We start from the raw sequence: 18,921 nt of genomic DNA on the forward strand, positions 1-18,921 counted from the left end.
ATTCTTCCCGACCGGCGCCGCGCTACCGCCGGGCGGCCTCGGCGGGACGGTCCTCGGCCCGGGGAGCGCCGGCCGCGGGCGGCTTCGCGGGCAGGAACAGGAGGACGACGACGGCGCCGAGGAGGGCCACCCCGGACGAGGCGAGGGCGGTGACGTGCATGGCGTGGAGAAAGGCGTCGTCGGCCGGGCCGATCAGGGCCTTGCCCGCGGGGCCCATCTTCTCGGCGATGCCGAGGGTCGCCTCGATGGACTCGCCCGCCGCCTTGCGCGCCCCTGCGGGGACCGCGCCGAGGTGGCCCTCGATGTCGCCGCGGTAGACGGTGGAGAGCACCGAGCCGAGCACGGCGACCCCGAGCGCGCCGCCGACCTGGCGGAAGGTGTTGTTGACGGCCGAACCCGAGCCGGCCTTCTCGCGCGGCAGCGACTGCATGATCGAGACGGTGACCGGCGGCATGATGTGGGCCATTCCGGCGCCCTGGAGGAAGAAGACGACCGCCATGGCCCAGATCGGGGTGTTCGCGTCGTACAGCGCGAAGGCCGCGAGGCCGATCGCCACCAGGACAAGACCGGCCGTGCAGACCGCGCGGGCGCCGAAGCGCTCCACGACGAGCCGGGCGCGCGGCGCGAAGATCATCTGGGCGACGGCGAGCGGCAGGATGAGCAGACCGGCCTGCAGGGCGCTGTAGCCGCGCACGCTCTGCAGGTAGAAGACCGAGAAGAAGGTCACGCCCATCAGCGCGAAGAAGGTCAGCGCGATGGCGACGACGGCGGCTGAGAAGGCGGGCTTCGTGAAGAAGCCGATGTCGATGGCGGGGTGGTCGCTGCGCTTCTCGTACACGACGAAGCCGGCCAGCACCGCGATGCCCGCGAGGATGGTGGCGAGCACCGACGTATCGGTGAAGTCCGCCAGTTGGCCACCGTGGATGATGCCGTACACGAGCAGGACCAGGCCCACGACGGAGAGCAGCACGCCCACCGGGTCGAGCCTGCCCGGGGCGGGGTCCCTGGAGTCCGGTACGAGGACGATCATGGCGATCAGCGCGATGAGCACGACCGGCACGTTGACCAGGAAGACCGAGCCCCACCAGAAGTGCTGGAGCAGCACGCCGCCGGTGATCGGGCCGATCGCGATGGCCAGGCCCACGCCGCCGGTCCAGATGCCGATCGCCTTGGGCTGTTCCTCGCGCTCGAAGACGTTCATGAGGACGGCGAGGGTGGCGGGCATCACGAAGGCGCCGCCGAGGCCCATCAGGGCGCGGAACGCGATGAGTTGGCCCGAGGAGCCGGAGAAGGCGGCGAGCACCGAGCCGAGACCGAAGACCGTGATGCCGAAGAGCAGGACCTTCTTGCGGCCGAGCCGGTCGCCGAGCAGGCCCGAGGTGAAGAGCAGTCCGGCGAAGACGAGCGTGTAGGCGTTGATCGCCCACTCCAGCTCGCTCTGGGTGGCGCCGAGGCCGGTGGGGGCGGGGCTGGCGATCGTCTTGACGGCGACGTTCAGGATCGAGTTGTCCAGGACGACGATCAGCAGGCTGAGCATCAGGACGGCGAGGATCGCCCAGCGCCGGCGGTGGACCGCCTCGGGCATGCGGGGAGCGGCCGGCACTCCGGACGCGGCTGACGTTGTTGACATGCCCATCAACCTAGAGCCATTTCGATACGGAACCGTCTCGTATTGGAATGTCTTTACTTTTCGGCCACCGGTTCGTGTTCACGGCCGATGCGCGTTCCGGGGACACCCTTCCCGGCACCGGGCACGGGATGCCACCATGGATGTGGTCCGGAGACGCCGTAAGGGCGCTTCGAGATGACGAACAGGAGCCGTTGCGATGACGCAACAACTTCAGGCTGCCCAGAAGCAGGCATCCGACAGCAGCAATCCCAAGGCGCTGTACGGAGGCAAGGGCACCCGGCGCATCACCGTGCACGACATCGCCGGCGCGAAGGCGCGCGGCGAGAAGTGGCCCATGCTCACCGCCTACGACGCGATGACCGCGTCCGTCTTCGACGAGGCCGGCATCCCGGTCATGCTCGTCGGCGACTCCATGGGCAACTGCCACCTCGGCTACGAGACGACCGTCCCGGTCACCCTGGACGAGATGACCATGCTCGCCGCGGCCGTCGTACGGGGCACCTCGCGCGCCCTCATCGTCGGCGACCTTCCCTTCGGCTCGTACCAGGAAGGCCCGGTACAGGCGCTGCGCAGCGCCATGCGCCTGGTCAAGGACGCGGGCGTCGGGGCGGTCAAGCTGGAGGGCGGCGAGCGCAGCCACGAGCAGATCCGGCTGCTTGTCGACTCCGGCATCCCGGTCATGGGCCATGTCGGCCTCACCCCGCAGTCCGTGAACACGCTCGGCTACCGGGTGCAGGGCCGCGGCGAGGAGGCGGCCCAGCAGTTGCTGCGCGACGCCAAGGCGGTCCAGGACGCGGGCGCCTTCGCGATCGTCCTGGAACTGGTCCCGGCCGAGCTCGCCGCCGAGGTGACCCGGGTCCTACACATCCCGACGGTGGGCATCGGCGCGGGCGTCGAGTGCGACGCGCAGGTGCTCGTCTACACCGACATGGTGGGCCTGACCCCCGGCAAGACCCCGCGCTTCACCAAGCAGTACGTGAACCTGCGCCAGTCCCTCGGGGACGCGGCGAAGGCCTTCGCCGACGAGGTCGTCGGCGGCGCCTTCCCCGCCGAGGAACACACCTTCCACTAGCCGCTGCGGTTCCGACGACAGTCCGCCGACTCCCCCCTCGGCGGGCTGTCCGTCGTCTTCCGGTCGTCTGTCGGCGGGTTTTCCACAGGCTGTCGGTGGACTGTCGGTCGTTTGTCGGTGGCGGCTGGCACCTTGGTGTCCATGACGCGAATCGACAAGAACCCCACGGGTGACGGCGCCGGCAACGCCATCACCGTCCGGGGGCTGGTGAAGCACTACGGCGACACCAAGGCGCTGGACGGCGTCGACCTGGATGTCCGCGAAGGCACCGTCCTCGGTGTCCTCGGGCCGAACGGCGCCGGCAAGACCACCCTCGTACGCTGCCTGTCCACCCTGATCGTGCCGGACTCCGGCACCGCCACCGTCGCCGGGTACGACGTGGTGCGCCAGCCCCGGCAGCTGCGCCGCACCATCGGCCTGACCGGGCAGTACGCCTCGGTCGACGAGAAGCTGTCCGGCCGCGAGAACCTGTACATGATCGGCCGGCTGCTCGACCTGTCCCGCAAGGACGCGCGGACCCGCGCCGACGAGCTCCTGGAGCGGTTCTCGCTCACGGACGCCGCCAAGCGGCCCGCCATGACCTACTCCGGCGGTATGCGCCGCCGGCTCGACCTGGCCGCCTCCATGATCGGCCACCCGGCCGTCCTCTACCTGGACGAGCCGACCACCGGCCTCGACCCGCGCACCCGCAACGAGGTGTGGGACGAGGTGCAGCGGATGGTCGCCGAGGGCGCCACCGTGCTGCTCACCACGCAGTACATGGAGGAGGCCGAGCAACTGGCGAGCGAGCTGACGGTCATCGACCGCGGCAAGGTCATCGCCAACGGCAGGGTCAACGAGCTGAAGGCGAAGGTCGGCGGCCGCACCCTGCAGATCCGGCCCACCGACCCGGACCAGCTGGGCGCGATGGCGCGGGCCGTCACCGAGGCGGGCCTCGACGGCGTCGCGGGCACCCAGGTCGTCCCCGACGAGGGCGTGCTGAACGTGCCGATCCTCAGCGACGAGCAACTGACCGCCGTGGTAGGCCTGTTGGGCGCACGCGGCTACGGAATCGCCCACATAGGAACCCATCTGCCCAGCCTGGACGAGGTGTTCCTGGCCATCACCGGCCAGAAGACCGCCGACTCCCAGGACGGCAACCGTGAGATCGAGGAGGTCGCGGCATGAGCGCCACCACCACTGTGAACGCGCCTGCCCAGCAGGCCCCTTCGAACCCGCGGCCGCCCGCCGCGTCCGACGACATACGGATCGGCCTGCGCGCCAATCTGCGTCACATCGGCGCCCTGGCGCGCCGCAACATGCTCCAGATCAAGGCCGACCCGGAGTCGATGTTCGACGCCGTCCTCATGCCGATCATCTTCGTGCTGCTCTTCGTGTACGTCTTCGGCGGCGCGATGTTCGGCAGCGGCAACCAGGGCGCGTACGTCAACTACCTGGTCCCCGGCCTGATGGCGATGATGGGTATGAACATCGCCATGGCGGTCGGGACCGGCGTCAACGACGACTTCAAGAAGGGGGTGATGGACCGGTTCCGGACGATGCCCATCGCCCGGTCGTCCGTGCTCATAGCCAAGATCGTGGTCGAGATCGGCCGGATGCTGGTCGCCATCTCCATCCTGCTGGTCATGGGCTTCATCCTGGGGCTCACCATCCACACCTCGGTGCTGGCGCTGCTCGCGGCCATCGGCCTGTCCGTGCTGTTCGGGGCCTCACTGATGTGGATCTTCATCCTGCTCGGACTCACCATGAAGACGGCCCAGGCCGTCCAGGGAATGGCCATGATCGTGCTGATGCCGCTGCAGTTCGGCTCTTCGATCTTCGCGAAGCCGACCACGATGCCGGGCTGGCTGCAGTCCTTCACCGACTACAACCCGCTGTCCAACCTCGCGGACGCGGCCCGCGGCCTGATGACCGGCGGCCCGGTCGCCCACTCCGCACTGATGACGGTGGCCTGGTCGGTGGGGATCACCCTGGTGACGGCTCCGCTCGCGGTCGCCAAGTTCCGCAAGCGCACCTGATACTGACGCTTCGTCAGTTCTTGCGATCGCGCCGCACGAGGGCGGTGGCCTCCTCCGCACAGAGGCCACCGCCCTCGGCGTACGCGGCCTCGTACGCGGCGGCGTCGAGCAGGGCGCGCACGCTCCGCTCGGCGACGGCCCGCTGCTCCACCTGCACGGGCGCGGAGAAGTGGCCCGCCGGGAGCAGCGCGTCGTGCGCGCCGATGAGCCGGGCCGCGTCCAGGCCGTTGCCGGTGCCGCCGAGCCCGGCGATCGCGCGGGCCGCGCCGAGCAGGTGGATGGCGACCATCTCGGGCGCGACCATCAGTGACAGCGGCTCCTGGGCCCGCTCCAACGAGGCCAGCGCCCCGGCGAGCCCCTCGGTGAACCGGCCCTGAGCGTTGTCCAGCCAGGCCCGCACCCCCAGGACGAACCCCTCGAACAGCGCGAGGTTGGCGGAGCGGAACTCCCGCAGCATCAGCTCGACGTGCTCGCGCGCCTCCTCGTACCGGCCGGTGCGGCCCAGCCACATGGTGAGGAAGAGCCGGGCCGCGGGCCGCGCCTCGAAGCCCGTCCGCCGCTCGTCGGCGAGGATCTCGCGCAGCATCGCCTCACCGCGCTCGGCCTCCCCCGTCTCCATCAGCATGGCGGCGAGCCTGGCCCGCAGCAGGGTCACCTGGGACTGGGCGCCGAGCTGCTCGGCGTACTGGAGCGCGGCGGTGAAGTCCTCGGCGGCCGGGCCGAATTGACCCCGCTTCTCCCGTGCCTCGCCGCGCGCGCCCAGCGCCTCGGCGGCGCCCCACGCGTCGCCGAGGCGCCGGAACAGCAGGAGGCTTGCGTCGGCGTCGGCGGTCGCGTCGGCGGCCCACTCGGTCCGGTTGGCCAGCACGTTGGCGCGCATCTGGAGGGCGGCGGCCAGCTCCCACTCGTAACCGAGTTCCCCGCAGGCCACCACGGTCGCGTCCAGCACTTCCTTCAGCCGGGCCACGTCGCCGGTGAGCACCACCGGGAAGAACCAGAGCGAGCCCGGCATCCGGCAGGTCTGCGGAAGACCCGGCCGGTAGACGGAGGCGATCACGCGGAGCCGTGCGAGGGCGGTCGGACTGGTCCACAAGTCCAACTCGTGGTCCATGGAGGCAAGTTGGATGAGCCGCACGCCGCGGCGCGCCTCCTGGAGCACCTCGGGGTCCATCGGCGGCGGGTTCTCGGTGCAGCGGACGTACACCGGGGGCGCGGGCGTCACCGGCGGCTCGAACGGGTCGGGTCCGAGCTCGGCCGCCTCCTGCGCCCAGTGCCGCGACTCGCTGCGCAGATCGCGCATCTGCCAGTACCAGACGAGGGCGTGCACCAGGCAGAGCACCTCCTGCTCGTCGCGGAGCGCGACGGCGCGGCGCAGCGCGGTCCGCAGGTTCTCGTACTCCCGCTCCAGCGTGTCGATCGCGGCCCGCTGGCCGGGGCCGCGCAGTCGGGCGTCGCGGTGGCGGGCCAGTTCGCGGTAGTGCGTGAGGTGCCGCCGCTCCGTACCGGTCCGGTCCCCGGCGTCGTCGAGCCGTTCGGCCGCGTACTCGGCGACGGTTTCGAGCAGCCGGTAGCGCATCTCGCCCGTGTCGTCGGGGGCGGCCACGACGAGCGACTTGTCGACAAGGGAGCCGAGGACGGCGGGCACGTCCCAGGCCGCGACGGAGGGGGCTCCGGTGAGCGGGACCTCGTCGGAGCACACCGCCTCGGCCGCCGCCAGGTCGCAGCCGCCCGCGAAGACGGCGAGGCGGCCAAGGACCGTGCGCTCGGGCGCCTCAAGGAGCTCCCAGGACCAGTCGACAACGGCCCGCAGGGTCTGCTGGCGGGGCAGTACGGTGCGGCTGCCGCTGGTGAGGAGGCGGAAGCGGTCGTCCAGGCGGTCGGCGATCTGACGCGGGGTCAGCATGCGTAGCCGGGCGGCGGCCAGTTCGATCGCCAGGGGCAGTCCGTCGAGGCGGCGGCAGATCTCGGCGGCGGCCGCGGTGGTCTCGTCGTCGGCGTCGGTGCGGAAGCCGGGCCGGGCCGCGGCCCCCCGGTCGGCGAGCAGCCGCAGTGCGACCGGCGCGGGCAGCGGCTCGACGGGGCGCACCAACTCGCCCGGTACGCCGAGCGGTTCGCGGCTGGTGGCGAGGACGGCCAGGCCCGGGCAGCGGGCCAGCAGGTACTCGGCGAGTTCGGCGGCGGCGCCGATGACGTGCTCGCAGTTGTCGAGGAGCAGCAGCATGCGGCGCGGCCCGCAGTGTTCGGCGAGCCGGACCACGGGGTCGTCGGCGTGCCGGTCGCCCGCCCGGAGCTCCTCGGCGCCGGCCGAGTGCAGCACCGTCGTGCGGGCGCCGACGGCGGTGAGCACGGCGGCGGGCACCCCGGCCGGGTCGTCCACGGGCGCGAGTTCGGCCAGCCACACCCCGTCCGGCCAGCACTGGGCCGCGCCCTCGGCGGCCTCTTGCGAGAGCCGGGTCTTGCCCGCCCCGCCGGGCCCGAGCAGGGTGACGAGCCGGGCGCTTTCGAGGTCGCCGCGAATGTGCGCGAGGTCCGCCTCGCGGCCGACGAACGAGGTGAGGCGGGCCCGCAGGTTGCCGTTCACCGGGGTGGCCGCGGGCGCGGGCGGGGGCGCCGGGTTCAGCAACTCGGCGTGCAGGGAACGGAGTTCGGGCCCGGGGTCGGCGCCGAGCTCCCCGGCGAGGGTGGCGCGCACGCTCTCGTACGCGGCGAGCGCCTCGGCGGGGCGGTCCGCCGCGCGCAGGGCCCGGATGCGCAGGGCGTGCAGCGGCTCGTCCAGCGGATGGGCCTCGCACAGCGCGGCGAGTTCGGCGAGCGTCTCGCCGGGGCGGCCGAGGGCGAGGGCGGCGGCGAGCCGGAGCCGGCGGGCGTCCAGCCTGCGGGCCTCCCAGCGGGCCGCGGGCGCGGCGCGGTCGGGGAGGTCGGCGAGGGCGGGGCCGGCCCACAGCGCGAGCGCGTCGTCGAGCAGGGCCACCGCCTTGGCCGGTTCGCCCTCGTCCAGGGAGCGTGTTCCGTCGGCGGTGAGCCGCTCGAAGCGGTGCAGGTCGATGTCGTCGGACTCGGCGGCGAGCCCGTATCCGCCGCCGTCGGCGGAGAACACGGCTTCGTGCCCGATGACCCGCCGCAGCCGCCCGACCAGCGCTTGCAGCGCGCCCGTGGCGTCGGCGGGCGGTTCGCCATCCCATACCTCGTCCACCAGGACGCCCACCGGGACGGCGCGGCCGGGCCGCAGCGCGAGCACCGTCACAAGGGCGCGCAGCCGAGCGCCGCCGAGCGCGACGGGGCTGCCGTCGGGGCGGAGGACCTGGGTGGTGCCGAGAATCCGGTAGCGCACGCCCCCATTCTCAACGACGCGCCGGGCGGAGCTCCCCCGGCCCGGCCGAACCCGGCCCGGAGGGGCGGAACTCCCGCCGCTTCCCGAGTCGTTGAAGGCCGTAAGTGTGTGATTCGAGGCAGTAAGGGGGCGAACCGTGCGCTGAAGATTCTTGCCCGGCCTGGATTTCCCGCGCGCTCCCGGCCCCTGTACGGTCGGGCGCGACCCGCCGGACACCCCCTACCCCCAGGAGCCCTTGGCATGGCCACCGCACACTTCCGCCACTCCGACCGGCGGATCAGCCCGGTCTTCCTCGGGATCGTCGCCGTCATGGCGGTCTCCGGGTGGGCGGTGTGGACGAGCTATGCCGCCTCCCGCGGCCTCGCCGTGTTCCTGTTCGTGACGGCAGCCTGGGTCGTGTCGCTGTGCCTGCACGAGTACGCGCACGCCCGCACCGCGCTGCACAGCGGGGACATCTCGGTCGGCGCCAAGGGCTATCTGACGCTCAACCCGCTGAAGTACACGCACGCGCTGCTGTCGATCGTGCTACCGGTGATCTTCGTGATCATGGGCGGCATCGGTCTGCCCGGCGGCGCCGTGTTCATCGAGCGGGGCCGGATCCGGGGCCGCTGGCGGCACAGCCTGATCTCGGCGGCGGGCCCGCTCACCAACGTACTGTTCGCGATCGTGTGCACCGCGCCGTTCTGGCTGCACGCCCTTGACGGGGTGCCCGCCGACTTCCGCAGCGCGCTGGCCTTCCTGGCGCTGCTCCAGGTGACGGCCGCGGTCCTGAACTTCCTGCCGGTGCCGGGCCTGGACGGCTACGGGATAGTCGAGCCGTGGCTGTCGTACGAGGTGCGGCGCCAGGTCGAGCCGTTCGCGCCGTTCGGACTGCTCGCGGTGTTCGGGCTGCTCTGGATCCCCCAGCTCAACCAGGAGTTCTTCCGCCTGGTCTACGCGCTCCTGGACGGGCTCGGGGTGTCCGACCTGGACGCGGCCACCGGCCACAGCCTCTACCAGTTCTGGCCGGACCTCTCACTCACTCCGCCGCGCTAGCGAGCCGCCCCTTGCGCAGGTAGTACCACGTCATGTTGGACGAGAGCCCGGCCAGCAGGACCCAGATGATCCCGAGCCAGCTGCCCTGGACGAAGGAGACCACGGCCGCGGCGACGGCGAGGACACAGACGACGAGGGCGTACAGAGCGAGGCGGGGCATGGAGGTCGGCTCCTGTCGGGTACTTCGGCTACTTCGGCACTGATGTCGAAACGGCGGACGGTGAGTGCCGCCGGGCACTCACCGTCCAGTGTCCCCCATGGCCCGGGGCCGCTCACACGTCGGTGACGCGCAGCCCCGCGTGGGCCTTGTGGCGCCGGTTCACCGAGATCAGGTTGGCGACGAGCGACTCGACCTGGTGCGCGTTGCGCAGCCGCCCCGCGAAGACACCGCGCATCCCGGGGATCCGGCCGGCCAGCGCCTGCACGAGGTCGGTGTCGGCGCGGACCTCGCCGAGCACCATCACGTCCGTGTCGATCTCCTCGATCGACTCGTCCTGGAGCAGCACGGCCGACAGGTGGTGGAAGGCCGCGGTCACCCGGGACTCCGGCAGCAGCGCGGCGGCCTGCTGGGCGGCGCTGCCCTCCTCGGGCTTCAGCGCGTACGCGCCCTGCTTGTCGAAACCGAGCGGGTTGACGCAGTCGATCACGAGCTTGCCCGCGAGCTCCGCACGCAGCGAGTCGAGCGTCTTGGCGTGCCCGTCCCACGGCACCGCCACGATCACGATGTCGCTGCGCCGCGCGCACTCGGCGTTGTCGGCGCCCTCGACGCCGAGGCCGAGTTCGTCCGCGGCGCTCCGCGCGCGCTCGGCGGCCCGCGAGCCGATGATCACCTTCTGGCCGGCCCGGGCGAGCCGGTAGGCGAGGCCGCGGCCCTGGTCGCCGGTGCCGCCGAGCACGCCGACGACGAGGCCGGAGACGTCCGGAAGGTCCCAGGGATCCCTCGCGGCGGGCTTCGAAGCGTTCCCAGCATTGTCAGTGGAAGTCATGAGGGCGACCCTACTCGGCCGTAGCGGGGGCCTTCCTTCGGATGAGGAAGCTCCGTTCGGGCCCCGCCGCGCGCGGGATGCGGCAGGATGCCGGGCCATGGACGCCGTACGGGTCGCGCTGCTGCGGGAAGTGCTCGCCGGGACGGAGTGGCTGCGGGCCACCCGCCGCTTCGCGGGCGTGCTGCGCTCCTCCGTCGTACCGCACGGCGGCGGGCTGCTCCTGGTCGGGACCGAGCGGTACGAGCCGTGGCATCTGGCCGCCCACCTCACCGACGAGGCGGCCTGGTCGGGGCTGCCCGAGCTGAGCCCGACACTGGTGCGCCACCGCACCGAGCCGGGCGGGCCCCGGCACCTGTCCGTCGGGCTCGGCCGCCTGGCGGCGGCCCGGCGCGGCGAGACCCTGCTCGTGGTGGCGCCGGAGCGGCCCGCCGAGGGCCTGCTCGAACGCGTCCACGACGCACGCCGGGCGGGCGCCACCGTCCTCGCCCTGGACGGCGGCGACCGGGAGGTGCGGGGCCTGGTCCACGAGTGCCTGACGGTGACCCCGGACGCGGAGCTCGACCTGGACACCATTCAGCACCTGGTCAGCGCCGCCGCGGGCGAGAACACGCTGCCGCCGCAGCGCGGCCCGCGCCGGTTCCGCGACCGCCTCAGCCGGCTGGCCGACCAGCTGACGGCCCCGCCGCCGGGACGCTGGTAGCCGCTTGCGGGGTCAGTCCGTTTCGCCCTGCGAGGACTTGTCGTGCCACTTGGGGTCCGTCTCCCACTCCAGGTTCCGCTCCTGCGCGCTCTCCATCGCGTGCGTGGCCTCCTCGCGACTCGTATACGGCCCGAACCGGTCCTTGGCCGGGCACTCCGGGCCCTCCTCGACCTTGTGGTGGACCAGGCAGTAGTACCACTCGCCGGGTTTGCCGACGGTGCGCTTCTTGAACAGAGCCATGGGTGCCTCTTCCCTGGGACAGTGGGCCGTGGGCCTCAAGGCCATGCTGCCCCACACCCGCTCGATAGACTCGCCGGCATGTCTGGCCAGCCGAAGTCGCAGTCCCTGCTCGCGCCCGGGGAGATCTCTCCGGCCCGTTCCGTCCCGGGTAACATCCGGCGTCCCGAGTACGTCGGGAAGCCGATGCCCACGCCGTACACCGGCCCCGAAGTGCAGACCGCCGAAACGATCGAGCTGATGCGGACCGCGGGCCGGATCGCGGCGCGGGCGATGGAGGAAGCGGCCAAGCTCATCACGCCGGGGGTGACGACCGACGAACTCGACCGGGTCGCCCACGAGTTCATGTGCGACCACGGCGCCTACCCCTCGACTCTCGGCTACCGCGGCTTCCCCAAGTCGCTGTGCTCCTCGGTGAACGAGGTGATCTGCCACGGCATCCCCGACTCGACCGTCCTGAAGGACGGCGACATCGTGAACCTGGACGTCACCGCGTACATCGGCGGCGTGCACGGCGACAACAACGCCACCTACTTCTGCGGGGACGTCGACGAGGAGTCGAAGCTGCTGGTCGAGCGGACCCGGGAGTCCCTGAACCGCGCCATCAAGGCGGTCCGGCCCGGCCGCCAGATCAACATCATCGGCCGGGTGATCGAGTCGTACGCGAAGCGCTTCGGCTACGGCGTCGTACGGGACTTCACGGGCCACGGGATCAGCACGGCCTTCCACTCCGGCCTGATCGTGCCGCACTACGACGCCCCGCACGCGACCACCGTGATCAAGCCGGGCATGACCTTCACGATCGAGCCGATGCTCACCCTCGGTACCCACGAGTACGACATGTGGGAGGACGGCTGGACGGTCGTCACCAAGGACCGCAGGCGGACGGCCCAGTTCGAGCACACCCTGGTGGTCACCGAGACGGGCGCGGAGATCCTCACCCTGCCGTAGTGCGGGCGCCGCTTTTTTCGAGCGCGTGTCCTGTCCGGGCCCAGCGGGTACGTTTTTACCGACAGGACGTCGGGAACTGGTTGACTTAGGTAAGCCTAAGTTGAGACGATTCCCGTGGTTCCCGCAATCGGTCCCCGGAGGCCCGCCTTGACCACGACCGCGACCACGCCGTTCTCCACCCTCATCCGCACTGCCTCGCACGAGCAGCACACGGAGGCGGAGACGTCGACGTTCATGGGGGATCTGCTCGGCGGCCGGCTCGGGGTGGCGGCGTACGCCCGCTACACCGAGCAGCTCTGGTTCGTGTACCGGGCCCTGGAGGAGGGCGCCGCGGCCCTCGCCCAGGACCCGGTGGCCGGGCCGTTCATCCGGGCCGAGCTGATGCGCACCGCCGAACTGGAGCGGGACCTGGCCCATCTGCGCGGCGCGGGCTGGCGGCGCGCCGCCGCCCCGCTGCCCGCGACGGCCGCGTACGCCGAGCGCGTCGCCGAGTGCGCGCGGAGCTGGCCCGCCGGGTACGTGGCGCACCACTACACCCGCTACCTCGGCGACCTCTCGGGCGGCCAGATCATCCGCGACCGGGCGGAGCGGACCTGGGGCTTCGCGCGCAAGGGCGACGGCGTACGGTTCTACGTCTTCGAGCAGATCCCCAACCCGGCCGCGTTCAAGCGGAGTTACCGCGAACTGCTCGACGCGGTGCGCGCGGACGACCTGGAGAAGCAGCGGATCGTGGACGAGTGCAAGCGCGCGTTCGCGCTGAACACGGCGGTGTTCCGAGAGCTCGGCGAGGAGTTCCCGCTCAGCGCGTGACGCTCCGCTGGGGCGGGGGGTGCGCAATTCCCCGCGCCCCCTATCGGGTCCGGGTGCGGGCCGTGCGGGGTTGCTCGCACAGTTCCCCGCGCCCCTAAAGGCCTCGCGTGACAGCGCGTTCCAACCGCACCCGCCCGCCGATCTCGATGGTGCCGTCGGGGCCGGGGGCCGTGAGGAGCTGCGAGCCCCGGCCCTGGGTGATGTTCAGGGCCCGGCCGAGCTGCTGGGTGAGCAGCAGGGCGGCGGCGCCGGTCGCCTCGTCCTCGTCGATGCCGTCGCCACGGCCGGGGAAGGCCCGCGCCCGTACCCGCCCGGCGGCCTCGTCGGCCCAGCCCCAGGCATAGATCCACTCCCCCGGTTCGGGCACCGCGAGCGCGTCGACCTCAGCGGCCGACGCGTACTGCCGCAGGGTGCGCGGCGGGGCCCACTCCGCGCGGGCCGTGATCCAGGTGAACTCCCCGTCCTGGCGGGCGAGGATGTCGCCGACGGGCAGTTCGAGGACGTCCAGGTCGAGCAGCCAGGCGGTGCCGACCAGCGGGTGCCCGGCGAACGGCAGCCGCAGTCCCGGGGTGTAGATGTCGACGGTGCCGCGCTCGGGGTCGTCCACGAACACGGTCTCGCTGAAGCCGAGTTGGCGCGCCAGCTCCTGCCGGGCCGCCGCACCGGGCACGGCCGTGCCCTCGCGCACCACACCGAGGGCGTTTCCGTGCCGCCCGTCGGGGCCGCAGAAGACGTTGAGCACGTCGATCAGTACGTCGAGTTCCATCACGCAGGCATTGAAGCATCAGGGCGCCGCCGGTCCCGCCCCAGGTCCCGGGCTCGCCGGACAGGCGCGGTGAGAGTTGAATCACGCACCCCGTGGACAGACGTTAGGTAAGGCTCGGTTAAGTTAGGTCAGCCTCAGTAGGGGCGTTCGACCCTGACCCAGCGTGGAGCCCGCATGCGACCCGTCCGTACCTCCGTAGTCACCGCCGCCGCTGCCGTGGCGGCCCTGACCGCCGTCACGGGCTGCGCGGACAAGAGCGACACCAAGGCCGGCGGCGCCGGTGGCGCGGTCCAGGTGACCGCCACCGACGACTCCTGCAAGCTGTCGAAGACCGAGTTCCCGGCCGGACACATCACGTTCGACATCGCGAACAAGGGCGCCAAGGTCACCGAGGTCTACCTCCTCTTCCCCGACGACCGCATCGTCGCCGAGCGCGAGAACATCGGCCCCGGCCTCAAGCAGCAGCTCACCGCCGAGGTCAAGGCCGGCTCCTACGAGGTCGCCTGCAAGCCCGGCATGAAGGGCGACGGCATCCGCCAGAAGGTCACCGTCACCGGCGCCGCCGCGGTCAAGCGCAACCCGCAGCTGGACACGGCGGTCGCCGAGTACCGCAAGTACGCCCAGGAGCAGGCCGACGAGACGCTGCCCAAGGCGAAGGTGTTCACCGACGCGGTGCGGGCCGGCGACCTGGACGCCGCGAAGAAGGCGTTCGCCCCCTCGCGGCTCGGCTGGGAGCGCACCGAGCCGGTCGCCGAGTCGTTCGGCGACATCGACCCGAAGACCGACACCCGCGAGAACGGCCTGGAGAAGGGCCAGAAGTGGACCGGCTGGCACCGCCTGGAGAAGGCGCTGTGGGCCGACAACAGGATCGGCCAGGACGAGAAGGACCTCGCCACCGAGCTGGACAAGGACCTGACCGACTGGCAGAAGCGGGTCGGCACCGCCGAGATCACCCCGACCTCGATGGCCAACGGCGCCAAGGAACTCCTGGACGAGGTCGCCACCGGGAAGATCACCGGCGAGGAGGACCGCTACAGCCACACCGACCTGTCCGACTTCAAGGGCAACGTCGAGGGCGCCCAGAAGGCGTACGAGCTGCTCAAGCCGGTCGCCGCGAAGAACGACCCGGCGCTCACCACCGAGCTGGACAAGCAGTTCGCGGCCCTGGACGCGCTGCTCGACAAGTACCGCACGGACAAGAACTCCTACGACTTCACGGCGTACGACAAGGTCGGCGAGAGCGACCGCAAGCAGCTCTCCGACACGGTGAACGCGCTCGCCGAGCCGCTGTCGAAGCTCGCCGCCGCCGTCACGAAGTAACGCCCGGAGCCAGGAGGAGATCCGTCATGACCGACACGACCGAGGTCACCGGGCCCGCCAGGGCACCGTCCCGCCGGGCGCTGCTCGGCTGGGGAGGCGCGGGCCTCGCGCTCGGCGCGGCCGCGGCCGGCGGCGCCGTCGCGGCCGTGAAGGCGAACGGCGGCGATACGGTGCCGACCGCCGACACCGGTGCCGCGGTGCCGTTCCACGGCGCCCACCAGGCCGGCATCGCCACCGCCGTCCAGGACCGGCTGCACTTCGCCTCGTTCGACGTGACGACGAAGGACCGCGCCGAACTCGTCCAGCTCCTCAAGGACTGGACGGCGGCGGCGCGGGCGATGACCGAGGGCAAGGCGGTCGGCGAGGGCGCGTACGGCGGTCTCGGCGAGGCGCCGCCGGACGACACCGGTGAGGCGCTCGGCCTCAAGCCGTCCCGGCTGACCCTGACCTTCGGCGTCGGCCCCTCCCTCTTCGCCAAGGACCGCTTCGGACTTGAGGCCAGGCGGCCCGAGGCGCTGGTCGACATCGAGCGGTTCCCCAAGGACAACCTCGACCCGGCGCGCAGCGGCGGCGACCTGTGCGTTCAGGCCTGCGCGGACGACCCGCAGGTCGCGGTGCACGCGATCCGCAACCTGGCCCGCATCGGCATGGGCAAGGTCGCCATCCGCTGGTCGCAGCTGGGCTTCGGCAAGACGTCCTCGACGACGCCGGACGCGCAGACCCCGCGCAACATGATGGGCTTCAAGGACGGCACCCGGAACGTGTCGGGCACCGACGCCAACGCCCTCGACCAGCACGTCTGGGTCGGCGAGAAGGACGGCACCGACTGGATGACCGGCGGCTCCTACCTGGTGGCCCGCCGCATCCGGATGCACATCGAGACCTGGGACCGCACCTCGCTCCAGGAGCAGGAGGACGTCTTCGGCCGCGACAAGGGCGAGGGCGCCCCGGTCGGCAAGGCCAAGGAGCGCGACGAGCCGTTCCTGAAGGCGATGAAGCCGACCGCGCACGTCCGGCTCGCCCACCCCGACACCAACAACGGGGCGACGATCCTGCGCCGCGGCTACTCCTTCACGGACGGCACGGACGGTCTCGGCCGCCTGGACGCGGGCCTGTTCTTCCTGGCGTACCAGCGCGACGTACGCAAGGGCTTCCTGCCGATCCAGCGCGGCCTGGCCAAGAACGACGCGCTCAACGAATACATCCAGCACGTGGGTTCGGCGATTTTCGCGATCCCGCCGGGCGTCCGCGACAAGGGCGACTGGTGGGGCCGGGGACTCTTCGGCTGAGAGGACGACATGTTCGCCAACTATCTGATCGGCCTGCGCGAGGGTCTGGAGGCCAGCCTGGTCGTCTGCATCCTGGTCGCGTACCTGGTGAAGACCGGCCGGCGCGACGCCCTGAGGCCGGTGTGGACCGGCATCGCGGTCGCCGTGACCGTGGCCTTCGGCTTCGGCGCCGGGCTCGAATTCGGCTCGCAGGAAATGACGTTCAAGGCCCAGGAGGCGCTCGGCGGATCGCTGTCGATCATCGCCGTGGCCCTGGTCACCTGGATGGTGTTCTGGATGCGGCGCACCGCGCGGCATCTGAGGACCGAGCTCCACGGCAAACTCGACTCGGCGCTGCGGATGGGCACCGGCGCGCTGGTGGCGACCGCGTTCCTCGCGGTCGGCCGGGAGGGTCTGGAGACCGCGCTGTTCGTGTGGACCTCGGTGCACGCGGCCGGTTCCGAGAACGGCACCGCCCAGCCGATGATCGGCGCCCTGCTCGGCCTGGCCACCGCGGTGTGCCTGGGCTGGCTGTTCTACCGCGGCGCGCTGAAGATCAACCTGGCCAAGTTCTTCACGTGGACCGGCGGCATGCTGGTGGTCGTCGCGGCGGGCGTCCTCGCGTACGGAGTGCACGACCTCCAGGAGGCCGACTTCGTCCCGGGCATCAACTCCCATGCCTTCGACATCAGTTCGGCGATCCCGCCGGACAGCTGGTACGGCACCCTGCTCAAGGGCGTCCTCAACTTCCAGCCCGACCCGACCGTCGTCCAGGTCGTGGTGTGGGCGCTGTACCTGATCCCCACGCTCGTGTTCTTCTTCGCCCCGGTAGGGTTCCGGAAGTCCAAGGGGACCACGAGGGTCGAGGGGCAGAAGGCGGTTCATGAGACGGGTGAGTCGGCTGGTGGCGGGGCTCGCGACGGCGACCGTACTGACGGTGACCGCGAGCGGCTGCGTGACGGTGCACGGGGAGCGGGACGTCGTACCGTCGGCGACGAGGGCTGAGGCCGCCAAGGCGCTCGCCGACTTCACCGACGCCTACAACAGGGCCGACAAGGCCTACGACCCGGCCCTGGACGCGGGCCGGGTCACCGGCGCGCTCGGCGCCACCAACCAGGCGGGCCTCAAGGCGCGCCATGCGACCAACCCCGGCGGCAACACCCAGCACTCGGAACTGGCGCTGACGGACGCCAAGTTCACGATCCCCAAGCAGGCGGGCTGGCCGCGCTGGTTCGTCGCCGACACCGACCCCGACCGGGGGAACCACAAGGGTCCGAACGACACCCGCTGGCTGCTGCTCTTCCTGCGCGGCGGCCCCGACCAGGTGTGGAAGGCCGCCTACCTGTCGGTCCTGGGCGCCGCGGACGTACCCGCCTTCAAGACGGACAAGGACGGCTGGGCGGAGCCGGTGCGCCCCGACGACCCCTCGCTCGCGCTCGCCCCGAAGGACGTGAGCGCGGACTACGCCTCGTACCTCCAGGACGGGAAGCCGCCGGTGTTCGCGGACGGCGAGAACACCAGCGGCTGGCGGAACTCGCGCCAGAAGAACGCGGTACGGTCCGGCCGGATCAGCCAGTTCATCGACCAGCCGCTGACCGACGGCGACTTCGCACCGCTGGGCCTGCGCACCGCGGACGACCGGGCGCTGGTCTTCTTCTCGACCCGCCACTTCGAGCGCCAGACCGCGGCGAAGGGCGTCCGCCTGGACATCAGCCCCGACGAGAAGGCTCTCCTGACCGGCGACGTCAAAACCTCCCTCACAAGGGAGTGGATCTCCAACGAACTGGCCCTGATCCCGACCCAGGGCCGCGTGGTGGTGGCGAACCGGGTGCAGGGGCTGGTCTCGACGAAGGGCGAGTGAGGCCACGCGCGGGGAACTCCACGCCGAAGGCGCCCACCGCCGCCCGGGGGGCTAGCGCCCCAGGGGCCAAGCCACGGCGTGCGACCCGGCCTCACCCGCGTACCGCGCACACGCATCGGTCAACGCCTCAAGCAGCGTCAGCGGATCCGGAAGCGCATGCTCCGGCCCCCGCACCCACCCCACCCCGAGCTCGCCCGGCAACCGCGCCGGCGGCACGAGCACATAGCTCCCCCGGCAGTGCCACCGCAGCCCCGGATGCTCGTCCATCGTCTCGGGATGGCAGTCGAGCTCGCAGGGCCACCATTCGTCCTCGTCCTCGGGCGTGCCCCGGGTCGCGGTGAAGAACAGCATGCGCCCGTGGTCCCCGTCGCCGCCGGACTCCGCGACGGGGCCGACCTCGACCCCCTCGGACAGGAGCCGGGCGAGCGCCTCGCGCCCCGCCTGTAGCGGCACGTCGAGCACGTCGTGGACCATGCCGGTCGCGGTGATGAAGTTGGCCTCGGGCTGCCCCAGCGCCCAGCGCTCGATCTGCGCGCGGTCGGTGGTCGACTGCGTCTGCCAGGCGAAGGAGACGGGGTGGCGGGCGGGCGTGGGACACCCGACGCGCTCACAGGAACATCGGAAGCCGACGGGGTACGCGGCGGGCGCCAGCGGCAGCTCGGCGGCGGCCACGGCCAGGAGCAGCCCGAGCCGGCCCTGGTCCGCGCCCGGAGCGTCCTTGGGCCGCCTGCGCAGCCAGCGGGACAGTTTGCTCTCCTCGCCGCGGGAACGGCCGAACTCAGCGCCCATCTATCCCCTCACCTCACCGTTGACCCCAACGGACTCGTCCACGATGAACATCGTCCCACCATCCTGCGCCCCGGGTGACCGCACTCGACAACCGGGGTGTGTGACATGACCCGCCCATGACCAACGGGCGGCCGCCGGATGATCAGC

General features: G+C 71.7%; 18 protein-coding genes. 11 read left to right on the forward strand and 7 right to left on the reverse strand.

The genetic code is table 11. The annotated features are described in order from the left end of the window. Window positions 1–22 precede the first annotated feature (22 nt). Window positions 23–1,630, reverse strand: a complete 1,608-nt coding sequence (locus ACIBK6_RS08980; protein ID WP_399050062.1) for an MFS transporter — start codon at window positions 1,628–1,630, stop codon at window positions 23–25. Between the two features lie 196 nt (window positions 1,631–1,826). Here ACIBK6_RS08980 and panB point away from each other — a divergent pair, with 196 nt between their 5' ends. From panB to ACIBK6_RS08995, 3 genes are all read left to right on the forward strand, one after another. Next, window positions 1,827–2,702 carry a 3-methyl-2-oxobutanoate hydroxymethyltransferase gene (gene panB, locus ACIBK6_RS08985; protein WP_399050064.1) on the forward strand — a complete coding sequence of 292 codons (876 nt, stop codon included), beginning with the start codon at window positions 1,827–1,829 and terminating at the stop codon, window positions 2,700–2,702. Between the two features lie 141 nt (window positions 2,703–2,843). Then, complete coding sequence (locus ACIBK6_RS08990; RefSeq protein WP_399050066.1) at window positions 2,844–3,869, forward strand: ATP-binding cassette domain-containing protein; 1,026 nt, start codon at window positions 2,844–2,846, stop codon at window positions 3,867–3,869. Further along, the gene (locus tag ACIBK6_RS08995; protein WP_399050068.1) at window positions 3,866–4,720 is read left to right on the forward strand and encodes an ABC transporter permease; all 855 of its coding nucleotides are present in this window, start codon (window positions 3,866–3,868) and stop codon (window positions 4,718–4,720) included. Before ACIBK6_RS08990 ends, ACIBK6_RS08995 begins: the two co-directional genes overlap by 4 nt. A 13-nt stretch (window positions 4,721–4,733) precedes the next feature. Here ACIBK6_RS08995 and ACIBK6_RS09000 read toward each other — a convergent pair whose 3' ends face one another. Beyond that, window positions 4,734–8,051, reverse strand: a complete 3,318-nt coding sequence (locus tag ACIBK6_RS09000; protein WP_399050070.1) for a BTAD domain-containing putative transcriptional regulator — start codon at window positions 8,049–8,051, stop codon at window positions 4,734–4,736. Between the two features lie 240 nt (window positions 8,052–8,291). Here ACIBK6_RS09000 and ACIBK6_RS09005 point away from each other — a divergent pair, with 240 nt between their 5' ends. Further along, entirely contained in the window at window positions 8,292–9,086 is a 795-nt protein-coding gene (locus tag ACIBK6_RS09005; RefSeq protein WP_399050072.1) for a site-2 protease family protein, read from the forward strand. Here ACIBK6_RS09005 and ACIBK6_RS09010 read toward each other — a convergent pair. Then, window positions 9,070–9,246: a hypothetical protein gene (locus ACIBK6_RS09010; RefSeq protein WP_399050074.1), complete on the reverse strand. Its 177-nt coding sequence runs from the start codon at window positions 9,244–9,246 to the stop codon at window positions 9,070–9,072. The two genes, ACIBK6_RS09005 and ACIBK6_RS09010, sit on opposite strands and share 17 nt — an antisense overlap. Before the next feature lie 112 nt (window positions 9,247–9,358). After that, the gene (gene npdG / locus ACIBK6_RS09015) at window positions 9,359–10,072 is read right to left on the reverse strand and encodes an NADPH-dependent F420 reductase (RefSeq protein WP_399050075.1); all 714 of its coding nucleotides are present in this window, start codon (window positions 10,070–10,072) and stop codon (window positions 9,359–9,361) included. Between the two features lie 97 nt (window positions 10,073–10,169). Here npdG and ACIBK6_RS09020 point away from each other — a divergent pair, with 97 nt between their 5' ends. Beyond that, complete coding sequence (locus ACIBK6_RS09020; RefSeq protein ID WP_399050076.1) at window positions 10,170–10,772, forward strand: hypothetical protein; 603 nt, start codon at window positions 10,170–10,172, stop codon at window positions 10,770–10,772. Between the two features lie 12 nt (window positions 10,773–10,784). Here the strand turns inward: ACIBK6_RS09020 and ACIBK6_RS09025 are convergent, their stop codons facing one another. Next, entirely contained in the window at window positions 10,785–11,012 is a 228-nt protein-coding gene (locus ACIBK6_RS09025) for a hypothetical protein (protein ID WP_399050078.1), read from the reverse strand. A 78-nt stretch (window positions 11,013–11,090) separates the two neighbouring features. On the opposite strand from ACIBK6_RS09025, the gene map reads away from it, so the two are divergent. Next, a complete protein-coding gene (gene map / locus ACIBK6_RS09030) occupies window positions 11,091–11,960 on the forward strand; it encodes a type I methionyl aminopeptidase (RefSeq protein WP_399050079.1) in 870 nt (289 codons plus the stop codon). Window positions 11,961–12,107: 147 nt separating this feature from the next. Continuing rightward, window positions 12,108–12,770: a heme oxygenase (biliverdin-producing) gene (locus ACIBK6_RS09035; protein WP_399050081.1), complete on the forward strand. Its 663-nt coding sequence runs from the start codon at window positions 12,108–12,110 to the stop codon at window positions 12,768–12,770. 94 nt (window positions 12,771–12,864) lie between these two features. On the opposite strand, the gene ACIBK6_RS09040 is transcribed toward ACIBK6_RS09035, so the two are convergent. Continuing rightward, window positions 12,865–13,536, reverse strand: a complete 672-nt coding sequence (locus tag ACIBK6_RS09040; RefSeq protein ID WP_399050184.1) for a PhzF family phenazine biosynthesis protein — start codon at window positions 13,534–13,536, stop codon at window positions 12,865–12,867. A 174-nt stretch (window positions 13,537–13,710) separates the two neighbouring features. On the opposite strand from ACIBK6_RS09040, the gene efeO reads away from it, so the two are divergent. The 4 genes from efeO to ACIBK6_RS09060 are packed head-to-tail and all read left to right on the forward strand — an operon-like array spanning window position 13,711 to window position 17,985. Continuing rightward, window positions 13,711–14,856, forward strand: a complete 1,146-nt coding sequence (gene efeO / locus ACIBK6_RS09045; protein ID WP_399050082.1) for an iron uptake system protein EfeO — start codon at window positions 13,711–13,713, stop codon at window positions 14,854–14,856. 26 nt (window positions 14,857–14,882) lie between these two features. Next, complete coding sequence (gene efeB / locus ACIBK6_RS09050; RefSeq protein WP_399050083.1) at window positions 14,883–16,145, forward strand: iron uptake transporter deferrochelatase/peroxidase subunit; 1,263 nt, start codon at window positions 14,883–14,885, stop codon at window positions 16,143–16,145. Between the two features lie 9 nt (window positions 16,146–16,154). Then, window positions 16,155–17,129: an iron uptake transporter permease EfeU gene (gene efeU, locus ACIBK6_RS09055; protein ID WP_399050084.1), complete on the forward strand. Its 975-nt coding sequence runs from the start codon at window positions 16,155–16,157 to the stop codon at window positions 17,127–17,129. Then, window positions 17,017–17,985: a hypothetical protein gene (locus tag ACIBK6_RS09060; protein ID WP_399050186.1), complete on the forward strand. Its 969-nt coding sequence runs from the start codon at window positions 17,017–17,019 to the stop codon at window positions 17,983–17,985. Before efeU ends, ACIBK6_RS09060 begins: the two co-directional genes overlap by 113 nt. Window positions 17,986–18,036: 51 nt before the next feature. Here ACIBK6_RS09060 and ACIBK6_RS09065 read toward each other — a convergent pair whose 3' ends face one another. Continuing rightward, entirely contained in the window at window positions 18,037–18,774 is a 738-nt protein-coding gene (locus ACIBK6_RS09065) for a bifunctional DNA primase/polymerase (RefSeq protein ID WP_399050086.1), read from the reverse strand. Window positions 18,775–18,921 lie beyond the last annotated feature (147 nt).

The sequence above is a fragment of the Streptomyces sp. NPDC050485 genome (assembly GCF_044458185.1).
Classification (GTDB): domain Bacteria; phylum Actinomycetota; class Actinomycetes; order Streptomycetales; family Streptomycetaceae; genus Streptomyces.

Coding starts and splice junctions, on each gene's coding strand:
- ACIBK6_RS08980 (WP_399050062.1), bottom strand. CDS start 1,630: ATGTCAACAACGTCAGCCGCGTCCGGAGTGCCGGCCGCTCCCCGCATG.
- panB (WP_399050064.1), top strand. CDS start 1,827: ATGACGCAACAACTTCAGGCTGCCCAGAAGCAGGCATCCGACAGCAGC.
- ACIBK6_RS08990 (WP_399050066.1), top strand. CDS start 2,844: ATGACGCGAATCGACAAGAACCCCACGGGTGACGGCGCCGGCAACGCC.
- ACIBK6_RS08995 (WP_399050068.1), top strand. CDS start 3,866: ATGAGCGCCACCACCACTGTGAACGCGCCTGCCCAGCAGGCCCCTTCG.
- ACIBK6_RS09005 (WP_399050072.1), top strand. CDS start 8,292: ATGGCCACCGCACACTTCCGCCACTCCGACCGGCGGATCAGCCCGGTC.
- ACIBK6_RS09010 (WP_399050074.1), bottom strand. CDS start 9,246: ATGCCCCGCCTCGCTCTGTACGCCCTCGTCGTCTGTGTCCTCGCCGTC.
- npdG (WP_399050075.1), bottom strand. CDS start 10,072: ATGACTTCCACTGACAATGCTGGGAACGCTTCGAAGCCCGCCGCGAGG.
- ACIBK6_RS09020 (WP_399050076.1), top strand. CDS start 10,170: ATGGACGCCGTACGGGTCGCGCTGCTGCGGGAAGTGCTCGCCGGGACG.
- ACIBK6_RS09025 (WP_399050078.1), bottom strand. CDS start 11,012: ATGGCTCTGTTCAAGAAGCGCACCGTCGGCAAACCCGGCGAGTGGTAC.
- map (WP_399050079.1), top strand. CDS start 11,091: ATGTCTGGCCAGCCGAAGTCGCAGTCCCTGCTCGCGCCCGGGGAGATC.
- ACIBK6_RS09040 (WP_399050184.1), bottom strand. CDS start 13,536: ATGGAACTCGACGTACTGATCGACGTGCTCAACGTCTTCTGCGGCCCC.
- efeO (WP_399050082.1), top strand. CDS start 13,711: ATGCGACCCGTCCGTACCTCCGTAGTCACCGCCGCCGCTGCCGTGGCG.
- efeB (WP_399050083.1), top strand. CDS start 14,883: ATGACCGACACGACCGAGGTCACCGGGCCCGCCAGGGCACCGTCCCGC.
- efeU (WP_399050084.1), top strand. CDS start 16,155: ATGTTCGCCAACTATCTGATCGGCCTGCGCGAGGGTCTGGAGGCCAGC.
- ACIBK6_RS09065 (WP_399050086.1), bottom strand. CDS start 18,774: ATGGGCGCTGAGTTCGGCCGTTCCCGCGGCGAGGAGAGCAAACTGTCC.